We start from the raw sequence: 14,632 nt of genomic DNA, 5'->3' as shown, positions 1-14,632 counted from the left end.
GTGGACGCGACGCCCCGTGCGCTCGTGAGCTGCCCCCTGCCCTCCGCAAGGCCCTGTGCCGAGCGAGGGAGAGCCTCACGTGACCATCGCGCCAGCCGAACCGGCCTCAGCGGCGGCCGAACCGGAGAACGACGGTCCCGGTGCCGCGCTGCTGCGGACCCTGACCGAGCTGACCGCCGACCTCCCCGACGCCGACCCCGGCCGGGTCGCCGCCGCCGCGCTGCGCGGCCGGTCCGCCCGGGCCGACGAGACGGAGTTGCGCGAGCTCGCCACCGAGGCGGCGGCCGGGCTCATCTCCGAGGACCCCGCGTACAGCAGGCTGGCCGCGCGGCTGCTCACCCTCTCCATCGCCGCCGAGGCGGCCTCGCAGGGGGTCACCACCTTCACCGGGTCGGTCGCGACCGGCCACCGCGAGGGCCTTGTCGCCGACCGGACCGCCGCGTTCGTGCGCACGCACGCCGCCCGGCTCGACGCGCTCGTCGACACCGGCGCCGACGACCGGTTCGGCTACTTCGGTCTGCGCACCCTGCACAGCCGTTACCTGCTGCGGCACCCGCACACCCGCAAGGTGATCGAGACGCCCCAGCACTTCCTGCTGCGGGTCGCCGCCGGTCTCGCCGCGGACGACACCGCCGGGGCGGTGGACGAGGTCGCGGCGCTCTACCGGCTGATGAGCCGCCTGGAGTACCTGCCGTCCTCCCCCACGCTCTTCAACTCCGGTACGCGACACCCCCAGATGTCGTCCTGCTACCTCCTGGACTCCCCCAAGGACGAGCTGGACTCGATCTACGACCGCTACCACCAGGTCGCGCGCCTCTCCAAGCACGCGGGCGGCATCGGTCTGTCGTACTCCCGCGTCCGCGCCCGGGGTTCGCTGATCCGGGGCACCAACGGGCACTCCAACGGCATCGTCCCGTTCCTCAAGACGCTGGACGCCTCGGTCGCCGCCGTGAACCAGGGCGGCCGGCGCAAGGGCGCCGCCGCGGTCTACCTGGAGACCTGGCACTCCGACATCGAGGAGTTCCTGGAGCTGCGGGACAACACGGGCGAGGACGCCCGCCGTACGCACAACCTGAACCTCGCGCACTGGGTGCCGGACGAGTTCATGCGCCGGGTCGAGGCCGACGCGCCGTGGAGCCTGTTCTCCCCCGCCGACGTGCCCGAGCTGGTCGACCTGTGGGGCGAGGAGTTCGACGCCGCCTACCGCGAGGCCGAGCGCAAGGGGCTGGCACGCAAGACCCTCCCGGCCCGGGAGCTGTACGGCCGCATGATGCGCACCCTCGCGCAGACCGGCAACGGCTGGATGACCTTCAAGGACGCCGCCAACCGGACCGCCAACCAGACCGCCCTGCCGGGCCACGTCGTGCACTCGTCCAACCTGTGCACCGAGATCCTGGAGGTCACGGACGACGGGGAGACGGCGGTCTGCAACCTCGGCTCGGTCAACCTCGGCGCCTTCGTGCGGGGCGGGGACATCGACTGGGAGCGCCTGGACGAGACGGTCCGCACGGCCGTCACGTTCCTCGACCGGGTCGTGGACATCAACTTCTACCCGACCGAGCAGGCCGGCCGCTCCAACGCGCGGTGGCGCCCGGTGGGGCTGGGCGCGATGGGCCTGCAGGACGTGTTCTTCCAGCTGCGGCTGCCCTTCGACTCCCCCGAGGCCAAGGCCCTGTCCACCCGGATCGCCGAGAGGATCATGCTGGCCGCGTACGAGGCGTCCGCCGACCTCGCCGAGCGCGAGGGTCCGCTCCCCGCCTGGGAGAAGACGCGGACCGCGCGGGGCGTGCTGCACCCCGACCACTACGGCGTCGAGCTGACCTGGCCCGAACGCTGGGCCGCGCTGCGCGAGCGGATCGACGAGGTCGGTCTGCGCAACGCGCTGCTGCTGGCGATCGCGCCGACCGCCACGATCGCGTCCATCGCCGGTGTCTACGAGTGCATCGAGCCGCAGGTCTCCAACCTGTTCAAGCGCGAGACCCTGTCCGGCGAGTTCCTGCAGGTCAACTCCTACCTCGTCGAGGAGCTGAAGCGGCTCGGCGTGTGGGACGCCCGCACCCGCGAGGCGCTGCGCGAGGCGAACGGCTCGGTGCAGGACTTCGCCTGGATCCCGGCGGACGTACGGGCGCTGTACCGCACGGCCTGGGAGATCCCGCAGCGCGGCCTGATCGACATGGCCGCGGCCCGCACCCCGTTCCTCGACCAGTCGCAGTCCCTGAACCTGTTCCTGGAGACGCCGACCATCGGCAAGCTCTCCTCGATGTACGCGTACGCCTGGAAACAGGGGCTGAAGACGACGTACTACCTGCGCTCGCGCCCGGCGACGAGGATCGCCCGCGCGGCCCGCGCCACCGTCCCCGTACCGCAGGTCACCGACCCCGACGCGGTCGCCTGCTCCCTTGAGAACCCCGAGTCCTGCGAGGCCTGCCAGTGACGTCCCGTACCCCGAACCTTCTCGACCCCGGCTTCGAGCTGACCCTGCGCCCCATGCGCTACCCGGACTTCTACGAGCGCTACCGGGACGCCATCAAGAACACCTGGACCGTGGAGGAGGTCGACCTCCACTCGGACGTCGCCGACCTCGCGAAGCTGACCCCGGCCGAACAGCACCTGATCGGGCGGCTGGTGGCGTTCTTCGCGACCGGTGACTCGATCGTCGCCAACAACCTGGTGCTGACGCTGTACAAGCACATCAACTCCCCCGAGGCGCGGCTCTACCTCTCGCGCCAGCTGTTCGAGGAGGCCGTGCACGTCCAGTTCTATCTGACGCTGCTCGACACCTACCTCCCCGATCCGGAGGACCGGGCGGCGGCGTTCGCGGCGGTGGAGAACATCCCGTCGATCCGTGAGAAGGCCGGCTTCTGCTTCAAGTGGATCAACGAGGTGGAGAAGCTGGACCGCCTGGAGTCACAGGCCGACCGCCGGCGGTTCCTGCTGAACCTGATCTGCTTCGCGGCCTGCATCGAGGGCCTGTTCTTCTACGGCGCCTTCGCGTACGTCTACTGGTTCCGCAGCCGGGGCCTGCTGCACGGTCTCGCGACCGGCACCAACTGGGTGTTCCGGGACGAGACCATGCACATGTCGTTCGCGTTCGACGTGGTCGACACCGTCCGCAAGGAGGAGCCGGAGCTGTTCGACGACCGGCTCGGGCAGGAGGTCACCGACATGCTCAAGGAGGCCGTCGAGGCCGAGCTGCAGTTCGCGCGCGACCTGTGCGGTGACGGCCTCCCCGGCATGAACACCGACTCGATGCGGCAGTACCTGGAGTGTGTCGCCGACCAGCGGCTGACCCGCCTCGGCTTCGCCCCGGTGTACGGCTCCGAGAACCCCTTCTCCTTCATGGAGCTGCAGGGGGTTCAGGAGTTGACCAACTTCTTCGAGCGGCGTCCCTCGGCGTACCAGGTGGCGGTGGAGGGCACCGTCGACCTGGACGAGGACTTCTGAGTCCGGACCGCGTCGCGCTCCTGGGCCTCCCTGATCTGACGGTCGATGCGGCGGTCGTGCACGATCCCGATCACCGAGGGGAGGACCAGGAGGACGAACATCCCGAGCACGACGGCCATGGCGAGCAGTGTCTGTGTCTGTTCCGTAGTCATGACACCACTGTCGCGCCGGACACTCCTGTCGAACAGTGGCAGGACTGCCGTACGCCCTCGATTTACTGCCATCCGCGAGGCACAATGGCAGCATGCTGAAGAACGTGGCGGCCGTCCTGCTGGACGGCGTACACCCCTTCGAACTCGGCGTGGTCTGCGAGGTGTTCGGCATCGACCGCAGCGACGAGGGCCTGCCCACGTACGACTTCGCGGTCGTCTCGGCCGAGGGGCCGACGCTGGGCACCCACGCCGGCGGGCTGACCCTCTCCACGCCGTACGGCCTGGAGCGGCTGGAGGAGGCGGACCTGATCGCGGTGCCCGCGGGCAACGACTACGTCACCCGCGACTTCCCGCCCGAGCTGCTGGACGCCCTGGTCAGAGCGGTCGACCGGGGCGCCCGGGTGCTCAGCGTCTGCTCCGGTGTCTTCCTGCTGGGGGCGGCGGGCCTGCTCGACGGGCGACGGTGCAGTGTGCACTGGCGGCACGCCGACGAGCTGTCCCGGCGCCACCCCCGGGCGACGGTCGAGCCCGACGTCCTGTACGTCGACGCGGGGCCGGTGATCACCAGCGCCGGCACCGCCGCCGGCATCGACGCCTGTCTGCACCTGGTGCGGCAGGAACAGGGCACGGAGGTCGCCAACAAGATCGCCCGGCGCATGGTCGTGCCGCCGCACCGGGACGGCGGCCAGGCCCAGTACATCGAGCGGCCGCTGCCCGTCTCCTCGTGCGACACGGTCGGTGAGGTGCTGGCCTGGATGGAACGGCACCTCGACGAGGACGTCACCGTGGAGCAGCTCGCCGAGCGCGCGCTGATGTCCCCGCGGACCTTCGCCCGCCGCTTCCAGCAGGAGACCGGCACCACCCCGTACCGCTGGATCCTGCGGCAACGGGTTCTGCTGGCCCAGCAGTTGCTGGAGGCGACGGACGAGACGGTGGACGCGATCGCCGGCCGGACCGGGTTCGGCACGGCGGCCGCGCTGCGCCACCAGTTCGTACGGGCCCTCGGAACGACCCCGCAGGCGTACCGGCGGACGTTCCAGGGGCCCGAGGCCGCCTAGCCTCGGGGCCCCTAACCTCTCGACCCCCTAGCTTCGGGGCATCGTCCGCAACCTGAGGTCGTGCGGGTGGAGGGTGATGCCGACCCGGGTGCCGTCCTTGGAACCGGGTGCCTGCTCGAAGCGGTACGACGTCGCGAGCGCCGCCGTGACGAGGGTCAGCAGTGCCATCGAGAAGTGGTCGCTCGGGCACTTGCGGTTGCCGACGCCGAACGGGGCCATGGCGTGCTTCGGCACGTCCTTCGCCCGCTCCGGGAGCCACCGGTCCGGGTCGAACCGGAGATGGTCGGCGTACGACCGCGGATCGCGCTGGACCGCGTACGGGCTGTAGACGATGTCGGACCCGGCCGGAATGCGGTAGCCACCGAGTTCCGTGTCCGCGACCGCGCGCCGGGTGAGAATCCAGATCGCGGGCCGCAACCGCATTGCCTCCACGACGACATTGTTGGTGTGCCGCAGGGCGCGGACGTCCTCGAATGCCACCGGCCGGCCATCGGTCACGGATTCAACTTCCGCCCGCACCTTGTCGGCGTGTTCCGGGTGCTCGGCGAGCACATGGAGCAGCCACATGATCGTCGATCCCACGGTTTCGGCGCCCGCGGTGAGAATGGCCACGACCTGATCGTGGATCTCCTGCTCCCCAATGGGGTCGCCATTCCCGTCCGTGGCCTCCAGCAATGCCGTCAGCAAATCGTTCGGCTTTTGACCGGACGCCCGGCGTTCGGCGACGATCTCGTCGACGATGAGATGGAAGTCGGCCAGGGCGCCGTTGAATCGGCGGTTGGCCGGAAGGGGCAGCCTGTAAAGCGGCCCGAGCGGGATCACCATCCGCCGGTACATGCCCCGGAAGAGGGTGTCGAGCGCCGCGGACAGCCGCTCGGCGCGCTCGTCCATGTACGCCCCGCGCAGCAGGCAGCGGGCGGCGACCCGTACGGCGATCCGGAACGCCTCGGTGGTGCAGTCGATGGTCTCGCCGGCCGCCCACCGTCCGGTGAGCGCGTGGGCCTCCTCCTCCATGACCGGCGCGTAGCCGGGGATGGCGTCGAGCCGGAAGGCGGGCTGCATGGTGCGGCGCTGCCGGCGGTGGCGGGGGCCGTTCGCGGTGGCCACGCCCTCCTTGCCGAGCAGGTCCTCCAGCGACTCCCACAGCGGCCCGGCGATCTCGAAGTCGGTGCTCAGCGCCAGCGCGCCGGTCAGTTCGGGGGTGGTGACGGCGTACAGGGTCTTCGGGCCGAGCCTCAGCCGGACGACGTCGCCGTGGTCCCGCAGCCCGGACATGAAGGCGAGCGGGTCGCGGACCATGCGCCAGGCGTGGCGCAGCACGGGGACTCCACCGCCGGCGAGGGGCGGCTCCCGCAGTTCGGAGGAGGGACGGGAACCGGTCGTGGGGTGCGTGGACTCGACGGTCATTTCTCACCTGCCGCTTCGTTGCTGACGTACGGGGGCGTGGACCGGTCGTCCCAGCTGTCGACCTTGTACCGGCCGGACTCGTGGTGGAACCAGTAGACGGAGCTGAACCAGTTGCGCATGTCGCCGACGCAAGTTCGCACGGCGGCGCCGAGTTCCTTTCCCCGCCGGGTGCCGTCGGAGAGGGAGTCGGCGAATTCCAGGGCCTCGCGTTCGGCGACGAGGAATTCGGAGATGCAGCTGTCGACTCGTCGCCGCATTTCCGCGATCGCCTCCTCCAGGGTCAGCCGCTCATGGGTGACGAGACTGATGCCGAGATTGTGGACCTCGTCGCCCGCTATTTCCTTCGGGAGTGAGCAGAGGTCGTTGTACCAGGCGGCGAAATCCTGGCTCAGCAATGCCGCCCGCGCATAGGCGGGATGTTTTCGCACCGGGTCCGGGAGTTCCAGCTGTGCGCTCGGCTCCAGCAGATCGGTCCAGATCCGGTGGGCGAAGGTGAGACGGCGCAGGGCGAGGTATTCGTCGACGGTGGGGATACGGCCCTCGGTGCGGTTCACGAATTCCCGGTCGTACGCATCGATCACCGCGTGGAAGTGGCGGGCGAAGCGGGTGTTCCAGGAGGGGGACAGGAACGAGTAGAGGCGCACCAGGCTGTCGGCGAGGCCCGCGACCAGCGGATCGGCGTGCCGGAGGTGGTGCTCGGGCGCGTCGAGGGCGGCGTGCAGCCGCGTCCGCAGGCGCCGCCAGGCGGCCGGGCGGCGGTGGACGATGTCACGGTCGTGCCGGTCGTCCCAGACGAAGAACCACGCGCTGTAGTCGGCTATCGCCTGCAGGACGTCCTCGGGGGCCTCGGTGTAGTACCCCGCCATGAGGTCCGTGTAGCACAGGCCGTCGGCGTGCTCTTCGACCTTGTCGGCCGGCATGAGCCGCTTTTCGAGGAGCCAGGTGCGGGTCTTCTCCTGGAGCCGGGGCCAATACGGATGGAGTTGCCTGGGAAACGCTTCCTCGATCACCGGAAGAGAGAGCGATGGTGGAACGGGTACCGCCATGGGTGTCGCTGTGGTGCCGCGTGAGAAAGCATGCACGAACAAACCCCTCTCAGGCCGCCAGTCGGTCACGCCCTCCTCTGCGCCGGGCGTGCACCGTCGTGTATCCCCGCTCTTCCATTCAGCACCACAACTGACCGTTCTGGGAACGGATTTGCATCATTCACTACCCCTACAGGACCGCCGTCCCGCTGTCATCGGTGGAACACGCTCGAACAGATGACGGACATGCGAACGGCGCCCGCCCGGGACGGAGGTCGCGGGGGGCGCCGTACGGAAGGTGCCTGTGGGGCCTGTGAGGCCTGGGGGTCGTCAGTCGTTGGCGACGACGGGGTAGCGCGGCTCGTTCTCGGCCATCTGCCGCAGCGCGTCCTTGCGTTCCCGCTTGGAGAGGCGGTCGATGTAGAGGTAGCCGTACAGGTGGTCCGTCTCGTGCTGGAGGCAGCGGGCGAAGTAGCCCGTGCCGCGCACCCGGATCGGGTTGCCCTTCTCGTCCTGGCCGGTCACCTCGGCGTAGTCGGGACGGGCGAGCGGGGCGTACGCGGTCGGCACGGACAGGCAGCCCTCGTTGCTGTCGTCCAGGCGCCGCCGGTCCGCGGGCAGTTCCACGAGCTTGGGGTTGCAGACCACACCGACGTGCCGCACGCCGTCGTCGTCCGGGCAGTCGTAGACGAAGACCTTCAGGTCGACGCCGATCTGGTTGGCGGCCAGGCCGACGCCCTCGGCGGTCCGCTGCGAGGCGAACATGTCGTCGACCAGCTTCCGCAGCTCGTCGTCGAACTCGGTGACGTCCCTGCACTCCTTGTGCAGGACAGGGTTGCCGACGACCGTGATGGGCCGCGAGGTGCCACGCTCGCGGTACGCCTGCTCGCGTTCCTCGCAGTCCTCCGAGTCGATGACGAAGCCCTCGTCGTCGACGGGGAGCACGCCCGCGTGCTGCTGTTCGGTGTCCTGCTGGGCCATGACAGACGTAAGCCTTTCCTGCACAAACCGGGGATCGGACGGACGGTGATGTGGATACAGGGTACGGCGAATGCTCAGCAGACCTCTTCGAGATCACGCCAGTCACGGCTGTCCGGGCTGTCCGCGACCCAGCCGTCGAGCAGGCCCCGGACCAGCGCGGCCGGCGCCGCGACCCCGCACTCGCGCTCCGGCACCCACAGCTGCCCGTCGGTGCGGTGCCCGAGCGGGCCGGGGTGGCCCGGCTCACTGTGGTCGTGCGGGTCGAGATGCTCCCCGTCGCCCTCGTCGGACGGCATCCGTGACTCCGAGCACATCCGGCACAGCAGCCGGACGGACGACGACCAGTCCTCCGCGGCGAACCCGGCGTCGGCGGCGAGCTGCTCCAGGGCGTCGCGGTCGGACTCGGTGGCCGCCTCGAGGAGGACCACCCAGGTCGGGACCGGCGAGGGCGCCCACAGCTCGATCTCGTCGAAGACCGGGAAGGAGTGACCGGACGACGTGGTGCGCTCCCCGTGGGGCACGCCGTCGTGCAGCACGACCTCGCCCCAGCGGCGCCCGGACGACGGCAGCGGGATCGACAGCACCTCGATCCGGGCGGGGTCCAGCCGCCGCCCCCACACGACCTCGGCCTCGCCCTCCGGGGAGAGCCGTACGGCCGCGCTGCCCAGGTCCATCCCGGACGGCTCGCCGGACTCGGTGGCCCCTCCGGGCACCCGCAGGCCGTACGCCTGCCAGGCGCGCCGGGCCAGCGGCCAGTCCTGGAGCGCGGTGGCCGCGATGCCGACGTTCCACCAGTCGGGGGCGCCGGTCTCCCGGTCGAGCAGGGCGACCGCCCGCAGCCCGGCGGCGCGGGCCTGCTCCCAGTCGTGCCGGAACTTGTGCAGCAGCGCGAGATTGAACCAGGACTCGGACAGCCAGGGCTCCAGATCGGCGGCCCGCGTCAGCAGCGCGCCGGCGTCCTCGTACCGGCCGTCGCCGATGAGAGTGAACGCCCGGTCGGTGGCCTGCCGCCAGGAGGCGGAGGGCCGGTGCCGTCCCTTGCCGAAGATCCTCACGATTCCCGCCTGCCAGTTCCGTGGAGTGGGCTGGCTAGTGCTGCCCCCGGACACCCTTTCCTTCGCATCCAACCACGTACGGTTGGAAGGGCGCTCATTACCCATGGGTTACCCAGCCACGGGCATGCTCAGACCGTCTCTGGACAGGACCCGCGCCAGCGATCCGACGACCTCCGGGGCGTACTCCCCCGCCGTCCCCAGGCGCAGTTCCTCCAGGGCTTTCAATGCCCCGCCGGGCCCGGCGTCGCGGGCCTTCTCCTCGTAGGCGTTCACCGCGCGCACGATCCGGGCGGCGACCGGCTGCTCGGCGCAGGGGTCCGCGAGGCGCTCCACGACCAGGGCCACCTGCGGGCTCACCCCGGTCTGCCGGACGACGGCCCCGCCGAGCAGCGCGATGCGCCGCTGCTCCTCGGCGGGCAGCCGGGCGGTGGCCCCGGCCGGCACCGGGTCGACGAGGCTGAGCTGTCCGATGTCGTGCATGAGTGCCGCGTACTCCAGGATCGTGAGCTCCGCCTCGGACAGGCCGAGGTCCCGGCCGACCTCCCGGCTGAGGGCGGCCACCCGGCGGGCGTGCCCGGCCGGGGTGTACCCGGCGATCTCGGTGGCCCGGGCGAGGGAGGCGATGGTCTGCCGGTAGGTGGTCCGCACGGCGGCGTACCGGCGGAACGACATCTGGGTGAGCAGCAGCGGCACCGAGAAGACCGGAAGCGCCCACAGTCCGACCACGGCGACCGCGAGCGCCGTCACCGCGCCCGTCGCGCAGACCGCCGAGCCGATGCCGAGGGTGGCCCGCAGCTCGTCCCGCAGCAGCGGGCCGAACGGCCAGCCGGTGCGGGAGCGCGCGAGGGCGGCGGCCAGCAGGGCGTCGCACAGGAAGGTGAGGGTCAGGACCGCCGCCAGGAGGAGGGCGTAGGCGGTGCCCCGGCCGTGAAAGGGGCCCTGGTGGGAGAAGGGGTGCAGACAGACGGCGGCGAAGCCGGTGGTGAGCACGCGCCGCGCGAGATGGTCCCGCACGGGCCGGCCCTGCGCGATGTGCGGCACGCTGCCGAGCAGCGAGGCGGCGAGGACGACGCCGACCACCTGGGTCACCCCGTGGTGGGTGGCCTGCCCGCCGACCTCCCCGAGCAGCGCGTACGACAGGGCGGCCGCCGCGCCGAGGGGTGCGGTCTCCCGGCCCTCGGCCCCGGGCCGGCGGGTCAGTTCGCCCAGGACGACGAGGGCGCCGAAGGCGAGCGCGGTGCCGCGTCCGTCGAGGCCGTCGCGCAGGCAGTCGAGCAGGGAGAGACCCGCGAGGAGGGCGGCGCCGGTGTGGACGCACACGAGCAGGAGCGGGGGCCGCGGGGCGGTCACCGGTGGGCCCCGGGGGCGCTGGAGACGGGCGGGCGGGGCGGGGGCGCGCCGGTCTCGTCGGCGGTCACCGCGGGGTGCCAGCCGAAGCGGCGGACGGCCCGGACGAGCGCGGTGACCATCCGGGGGTCGAACTGCGAGCCGGCGCACCGCTCCAGCTCCCGCAGCGCGACGGGGACGGGCCGGGCCCGGGAGTAGGACCGGGTGGACGTCATCGCGTCGAAGGCGTCGGCGACGGCCACCACCCGGGCGGGCTCCGGGATCTGGCTGCCCCTCAGCCCGTAGGGGTAGCCGCTGCCGTCCAAACGTTCGTGGTGGTGCAGGACGGCGGCCCGGGCCTCGCCGAGGAAGGAGATGCCGCGGACCATCTCGTGCCCGTACTCGGGGTGCAGCTCGATGATCCGGCGTTCCTCGGGCGTGAGCGGGCCGTCCTTGCGGAGCAGCCGGGTGGGCACGCCGAGTTTGCCGACGTCGTGCAGGATCCCGGCGAAGCGGAGGACCTCCACCCGTTCGTCCTCCAGGCCCAGCTCCCGCGCGATCATCATGGAGGCGTGCCCGACGCGCTCGCTGTGGCCCCGGGTGTAGCCGTCCTTGATGTCGACGGCCTGGACGAGGGCGCGGATGGTGGCCTGGTGGGCCGCGTGCTCCCGGTGGTACTGGCCGAACACCCACCACGACACGCACATGGGCAGCAGCACGAGCAGGGCCGCGACCGGGCCGTACGGGCTCTGCCACAGGACGGCCATCATGAGCCCGGCGAGTCCGTGCACGGCGATGGGGGCGAGGGAGCGCGGGAAGAGACCCCGCCAGGCGCGGCGGGCGGGGACGCGCTCGGCGAGCGCCAGGATGCCGCCGTCGAGCAGGGTGAGGACCAGGCAGAACGCGACGACGGCGGCCCCGGCGGCGGCGAGCGCGCCGGGGAACTCGGCGGCGGTCACGGCGTCCGGCTCGCCCAGTGCCCCGTAGACCTCGGCGGCCGCCCGCACGGCGAGCACCAGCTGGGCGGCCCGCCACAGGCGGCGCGTTCCGCGCGGCCGGCGTCCGACGGGCCCGAGCAGCGCGCCCGGCACCGCGACGAGCGCGGCGGCGGGCGGAGGCAGCAGGAACGCCCCGGCCAGCAGCACGGGGTAGAAGGTGCCGGACAGACGTCCGCGGGCGGCGACGCGTCCCCCGCCGGCGTAGAGCGCGGCGAGGAGGGCCACCGCCCACCAGGACGGGCGCGCGGAGGGCACGGGCAGCAGACAGAGCACCGCCGCGAGTGCGGCACAGGCCACGTACACGCGTGCCCGTGCCGGCAAGGTCTCCATGCCCGGCCCCTCCCCCACCGTCACCTGCTCAGCTCACGCGGAGCCTAGGTGGGGCGGGGGGCGGGTGCGGGCGTGTCGCCCGCCATTCGCACGTTCGGGTGACGCGGGGGTCAGGTCTCCTGCGGTGTGGCGGCGACGTCGTGCTCGGGCACGGACTGACCGGAGCGGATCAGGTCGAGCCGGCCCAGCACCTTCGCGCGCAGGTCCGTGGGGACGTCGTCATGGCCGCAGCAGCGCTTGACGAGCTTCTTCACCGCTTCTTCGAGCCCGTACTTCTCCAGGCACGGCGAGCACTCCTGGAAGTGCTGCTTGAACTTGTCGCGGTCGACGTCCGGCATCTCGCTGTCGAGGAACTCGTAGAGGTGGTCGAGTACCTCGGAGCAGTCCGTCTCGTGCGGCTCTCCGCAGCTCATGAGCCCGAGCCTTTCGCTTCGTCCGACTCTCCGGCGCCGGCCGGGACCAGCCCGCGCTCGCGGGCGTAGTCCTCGAGCATGCCGCGCAGTTGACGGCGGCCCCGGTGCAGCCGGGACATCACCGTACCGATGGGTGTCCCCATGATGTCCGCGATCTCCTTGTACGCAAAGCCCTCTACGTCGGCCAGATACACGGCGATGCGGAATTCCTCGGGGATCGCCTGAAGTGCTTCCTTCACGTCCGAGTCCGGCAGGTGGTCGAGCGCCTGCGACTCGGCGGAGCGCAGACCCGTCGACATGTGCGACTCGGCGCGCGCCAGCTGCCAGTCCTCGATCTCCTCGGCCGCGGAGCGCTGGGGTTCGCGCTGCTTCTTGCGGTACGAGTTGATGAAGGTGTTGGTGAGGATCCGGTACAGCCAGGCCTTCAGGTTGGTGCCCTCGCGGAACTGGTGGAAGGACGCGTACGCCTTGGCGTAGGTCTCCTGCACCAGGTCCTCCGCATCGGCCGGGTTGCGCGTCATGCGCAGGGCGGCCGAGTACATCTGGTCGAGGAATTCCAGCGCGTCCCGCTCGAAGCGCGCGGTGCGCTCGGCGCTCGTCTCCGGGGACGTGCCCACGCCCGTGCCCAGGCCCTCGGGCTGCTCCGCCTGGCCGTTGTCGGTCCCTGCGTCGGTACCGGGAACCGGACCCACCTCCTCAAGATTCACGGCAGGACCGAATCCGGCCGTGCCTGAATCGGAGGATAGACGACCCGCCGTACCTGCCGCCCCTCGGATGGGAGCGGTCTTGGCCGCGTGCAGCACCGTCCAGTCCAGGTCGGCACGGCTGCTGCGACTCGGGCAGAAGGTCGAACCCATGCGGTGGACTTCCTCTCCTACGACGTCGGTGCCGGTGCTCAGCACCGCATGTCCGCCACAACAGAGGCCGGGCCCGCATCATTCCCGAACCTTTACCCCAGTGACCCGGCCCACCTCACTACGGCGTCCGTGACGAGGGCCACGGCCTCGTCCTGTCCGAGGGGCGCCCGCTTGGGCACGGCGAACCCGTGGTCGGCGTGGGGCACCTCGACGAGTTCGTACGGGCCGTCGGGGAACTCCTCGGGCTTGCCGAAGGGGTCGTTGCCGCCCTGGACGACGAGGGTGGGCACCCCGGCGCCGAGCAGTTCACCGGCCCGCGACTTCTCCGGCCTGCCCGGCGGGTGCAGCGGGAAGCTGAGCGCCAGCACGGCGTGCGCCCCGAGTTCACCGGCCGTGCGGCAGGCCACGCGGGCTCCGGCGCTGCGCCCGCCCGCGATCACGGGCAGCCCCGGCGCGGCGAGCGCGGGCCACAGCCCCCGCCAGCCGGTGTCCAGGGTCTTCGGCGCGGGCGCCAGCTTCTTGCCGGCCACCCTCCAGGGCTGCTCGACGAGGGCGACGCTCACGCCGTGCTCCGGAAGGGCCCGGGCGAGCGCCACGAGGTCCCGGGCCCCGATGCCGCCGCCGGCGCCGTGGCTCACGGCCAGCACGAGCCGGGGCCGGGGTGCCGGGTGCCAGGTGACGCGAGCGTCCCCCGCGTCCGTGGCGATGGTCTCGATGATCTCGGTCGTCACGTCAGAAGAGTGTGCCCTCTTCGGGGCCGTCGAGCTCCTTCAGCAGCTCCGGGCCGTTGTTGCGGACGTTGCTGACGAGGGTGGAGACGGGGTAGGCGCGCATCTGGCCGGACGGCGGCGGTGCGAGCAGGGGCCGCAGCTCCTCCGGGTCCTGGCGGGCGGGGTCCAGCCAGGCGTCCCAGCGGTCGGGGGTGAGCATCAGCGGCATCCGGGGGTGGATGTCGGCGAGGGAGCGCGGGCCCTCCCCGGGCGCGACGGCCAGCGGGGCCGTCTCCGCCTCGGTCGTGATCACCGAGCAGGTCACCCACCAGGCCCGCGGGTGGTCGTCCGGCAGGGTCCGGTCGCGCCAGAACTCGTAGAGCCCGGCCATCGCGAAGACGGAGCCGTCGGCGGGGAGCACGAAGTAGGGCTGCTTGCGCGGCCGTTTGCGCTTCCCCTCCTGCTCCAGGTCCAGCTCCTGGCGGCCGGTGACCCACTCGTAGTAGCCGTCGGCGGGGATGATGCAGCGCCGGGAGGTGAAGGCCCGCCGGTAGGACGGCTTCTCGTGCACGGTCTCCGCACGGGCGTTGATCATCTTGAAGGCGGTCTCGGGCGTCTTGGACCAGCTCGGGACCAGTCCCCACTTCAGCGTGCGCAGCTGCCGAACCGGACGCTGGTCGGCCGCGTCTTTCAGGGGGCGGTCGAGGACGACGTGGACCTCCTTCGTCGGGGCCACGTTGTAGTCCGGCTCCAGGGTCTCCTCGGGCTCCCACTTCTCGATCTCGAAGATCGCCGCGAGATCCTCGGGCCCACGACTGGCTGCATACCGTCCGCACATACGTGCCACACTGCCAGATTCCATCCACCCCGAGGGAG

General features: G+C 71.5%; 14 protein-coding genes. 3 read left to right on the top strand and 11 right to left on the bottom strand.

Going from position 1 to position 14,632, the window contains the following annotated elements; translation table 11 throughout:
* Window positions 1–79 precede the first annotated feature (79 nt).
* Both ADL34_RS29980 and ADL34_RS29975 read left to right on the top strand, forming a co-directional pair.
* Window positions 80–2,434 carry a ribonucleoside-diphosphate reductase subunit alpha gene (locus ADL34_RS29980; RefSeq protein ID WP_062668206.1) on the top strand — a complete coding sequence of 785 codons (2,355 nt, stop codon included), beginning with the start codon at window positions 80–82 and terminating at the stop codon, window positions 2,432–2,434.
* Between the two features lie 53 nt (window positions 2,435–2,487).
* Entirely contained in the window at window positions 2,488–3,444 is a 957-nt protein-coding gene (locus ADL34_RS29975; protein WP_420714257.1) for a ribonucleotide-diphosphate reductase subunit beta, read from the top strand.
* Here ADL34_RS29975 and ADL34_RS35275 read toward each other — a convergent pair.
* The gene (locus tag ADL34_RS35275) at window positions 3,357–3,596 is read right to left on the bottom strand and encodes a hypothetical protein (RefSeq protein WP_062668204.1); all 240 of its coding nucleotides are present in this window, start codon (window positions 3,594–3,596) and stop codon (window positions 3,357–3,359) included. The two genes, ADL34_RS29975 and ADL34_RS35275, sit on opposite strands and share 88 nt — an antisense overlap.
* A 92-nt stretch (window positions 3,597–3,688) precedes the next feature.
* On the opposite strand from ADL34_RS35275, the gene ADL34_RS29970 reads away from it, so the two are divergent.
* The gene (locus ADL34_RS29970; protein ID WP_062668203.1) at window positions 3,689–4,654 is read left to right on the top strand and encodes a GlxA family transcriptional regulator; all 966 of its coding nucleotides are present in this window, start codon (window positions 3,689–3,691) and stop codon (window positions 4,652–4,654) included.
* A gap of 27 nt (window positions 4,655–4,681) precedes the next feature.
* Here the strand turns inward: ADL34_RS29970 and ADL34_RS29965 are convergent, their stop codons facing one another.
* The 10 genes from ADL34_RS29965 to ADL34_RS29920 form a co-directional block, all read right to left on the bottom strand.
* Window positions 4,682–6,061 (bottom strand): cytochrome P450, encoded by a 1,380-nt coding sequence (locus tag ADL34_RS29965; RefSeq protein WP_062668202.1) that lies wholly within the window; start codon window positions 6,059–6,061, stop codon window positions 4,682–4,684.
* Window positions 6,058–7,143 carry an epi-isozizaene synthase gene (gene cyc1 / locus ADL34_RS29960; protein ID WP_107115628.1) on the bottom strand — a complete coding sequence of 362 codons (1,086 nt, stop codon included), beginning with the start codon at window positions 7,141–7,143 and terminating at the stop codon, window positions 6,058–6,060. The genes ADL34_RS29965 and cyc1 overlap by 4 nt, the downstream gene beginning before the upstream one ends.
* A 273-nt stretch (window positions 7,144–7,416) precedes the next feature.
* The gene (gene def / locus ADL34_RS29955) at window positions 7,417–8,067 is read right to left on the bottom strand and encodes a peptide deformylase (RefSeq protein WP_062668200.1); all 651 of its coding nucleotides are present in this window, start codon (window positions 8,065–8,067) and stop codon (window positions 7,417–7,419) included.
* 74 nt (window positions 8,068–8,141) lie between these two features.
* Window positions 8,142–9,122: a tetratricopeptide repeat protein gene (locus tag ADL34_RS29950; protein ID WP_062668199.1), complete on the bottom strand. Its 981-nt coding sequence runs from the start codon at window positions 9,120–9,122 to the stop codon at window positions 8,142–8,144.
* Window positions 9,123–9,230: 108 nt separating this feature from the next.
* Window positions 9,231–10,472, bottom strand: coding sequence for an HD-GYP domain-containing protein (locus ADL34_RS29945; protein WP_062668198.1), 1,242 nt, complete (start codon window positions 10,470–10,472; stop codon window positions 9,231–9,233).
* On the bottom strand, window positions 10,469–11,776 hold the full coding sequence (locus ADL34_RS29940) for an HD-GYP domain-containing protein (protein WP_062739832.1): 1,308 nt from the start codon (window positions 11,774–11,776) through the stop codon (window positions 10,469–10,471). Before ADL34_RS29940 ends, ADL34_RS29945 begins: the two co-directional genes overlap by 4 nt.
* 110 nt (window positions 11,777–11,886) lie before the next feature.
* Window positions 11,887–12,189 carry a mycothiol system anti-sigma-R factor gene (rsrA, locus tag ADL34_RS29935; RefSeq protein ID WP_062674009.1) on the bottom strand — a complete coding sequence of 101 codons (303 nt, stop codon included), beginning with the start codon at window positions 12,187–12,189 and terminating at the stop codon, window positions 11,887–11,889.
* Window positions 12,186–12,881, bottom strand: coding sequence for a sigma-70 family RNA polymerase sigma factor (locus ADL34_RS29930; RefSeq protein WP_062674007.1), 696 nt, complete (start codon window positions 12,879–12,881; stop codon window positions 12,186–12,188). The genes rsrA and ADL34_RS29930 overlap by 4 nt, the downstream gene beginning before the upstream one ends.
* A 257-nt stretch (window positions 12,882–13,138) precedes the next feature.
* Entirely contained in the window at window positions 13,139–13,777 is a 639-nt protein-coding gene (locus tag ADL34_RS29925; RefSeq protein ID WP_062674005.1) for an alpha/beta family hydrolase, read from the bottom strand.
* A 1-nt stretch (window position 13,778) separates the two neighbouring features.
* On the bottom strand, window positions 13,779–14,594 hold the full coding sequence (locus ADL34_RS29920; protein WP_062674003.1) for an SOS response-associated peptidase: 816 nt from the start codon (window positions 14,592–14,594) through the stop codon (window positions 13,779–13,781).
* Window positions 14,595–14,632: the final 38 nt, after the last annotated feature.

Origin of the sequence: Streptomyces sp. NRRL WC-3605, from assembly GCF_001509795.1 — a bacterium.
Lineage (GTDB): Bacteria > Actinomycetota > Actinomycetes > Streptomycetales > Streptomycetaceae > Streptomyces > Streptomyces viridochromogenes.
This window is presented reverse-complemented; position numbering and strand designations above follow the sequence as displayed.

Coding starts and splice junctions, on each gene's coding strand:
- ADL34_RS29975 (WP_420714257.1), top strand. CDS start 2,488: ATGCGCTACCCGGACTTCTACGAGCGCTACCGGGACGCCATCAAGAAC.
- ADL34_RS35275 (WP_062668204.1), bottom strand. CDS start 3,596: ATGACTACGGAACAGACACAGACACTGCTCGCCATGGCCGTCGTGCTC.
- ADL34_RS29970 (WP_062668203.1), top strand. CDS start 3,689: ATGCTGAAGAACGTGGCGGCCGTCCTGCTGGACGGCGTACACCCCTTC.
- ADL34_RS29965 (WP_062668202.1), bottom strand. CDS start 6,061: ATGACCGTCGAGTCCACGCACCCCACGACCGGTTCCCGTCCCTCCTCC.
- def (WP_062668200.1), bottom strand. CDS start 8,067: ATGGCCCAGCAGGACACCGAACAGCAGCACGCGGGCGTGCTCCCCGTC.
- ADL34_RS29940 (WP_062739832.1), bottom strand. CDS start 11,776: ATGGAGACCTTGCCGGCACGGGCACGCGTGTACGTGGCCTGTGCCGCA.
- rsrA (WP_062674009.1), bottom strand. CDS start 12,189: ATGAGCTGCGGAGAGCCGCACGAGACGGACTGCTCCGAGGTACTCGAC.
- ADL34_RS29920 (WP_062674003.1), bottom strand. CDS start 14,594: ATGTGCGGACGGTATGCAGCCAGTCGTGGGCCCGAGGATCTCGCGGCG.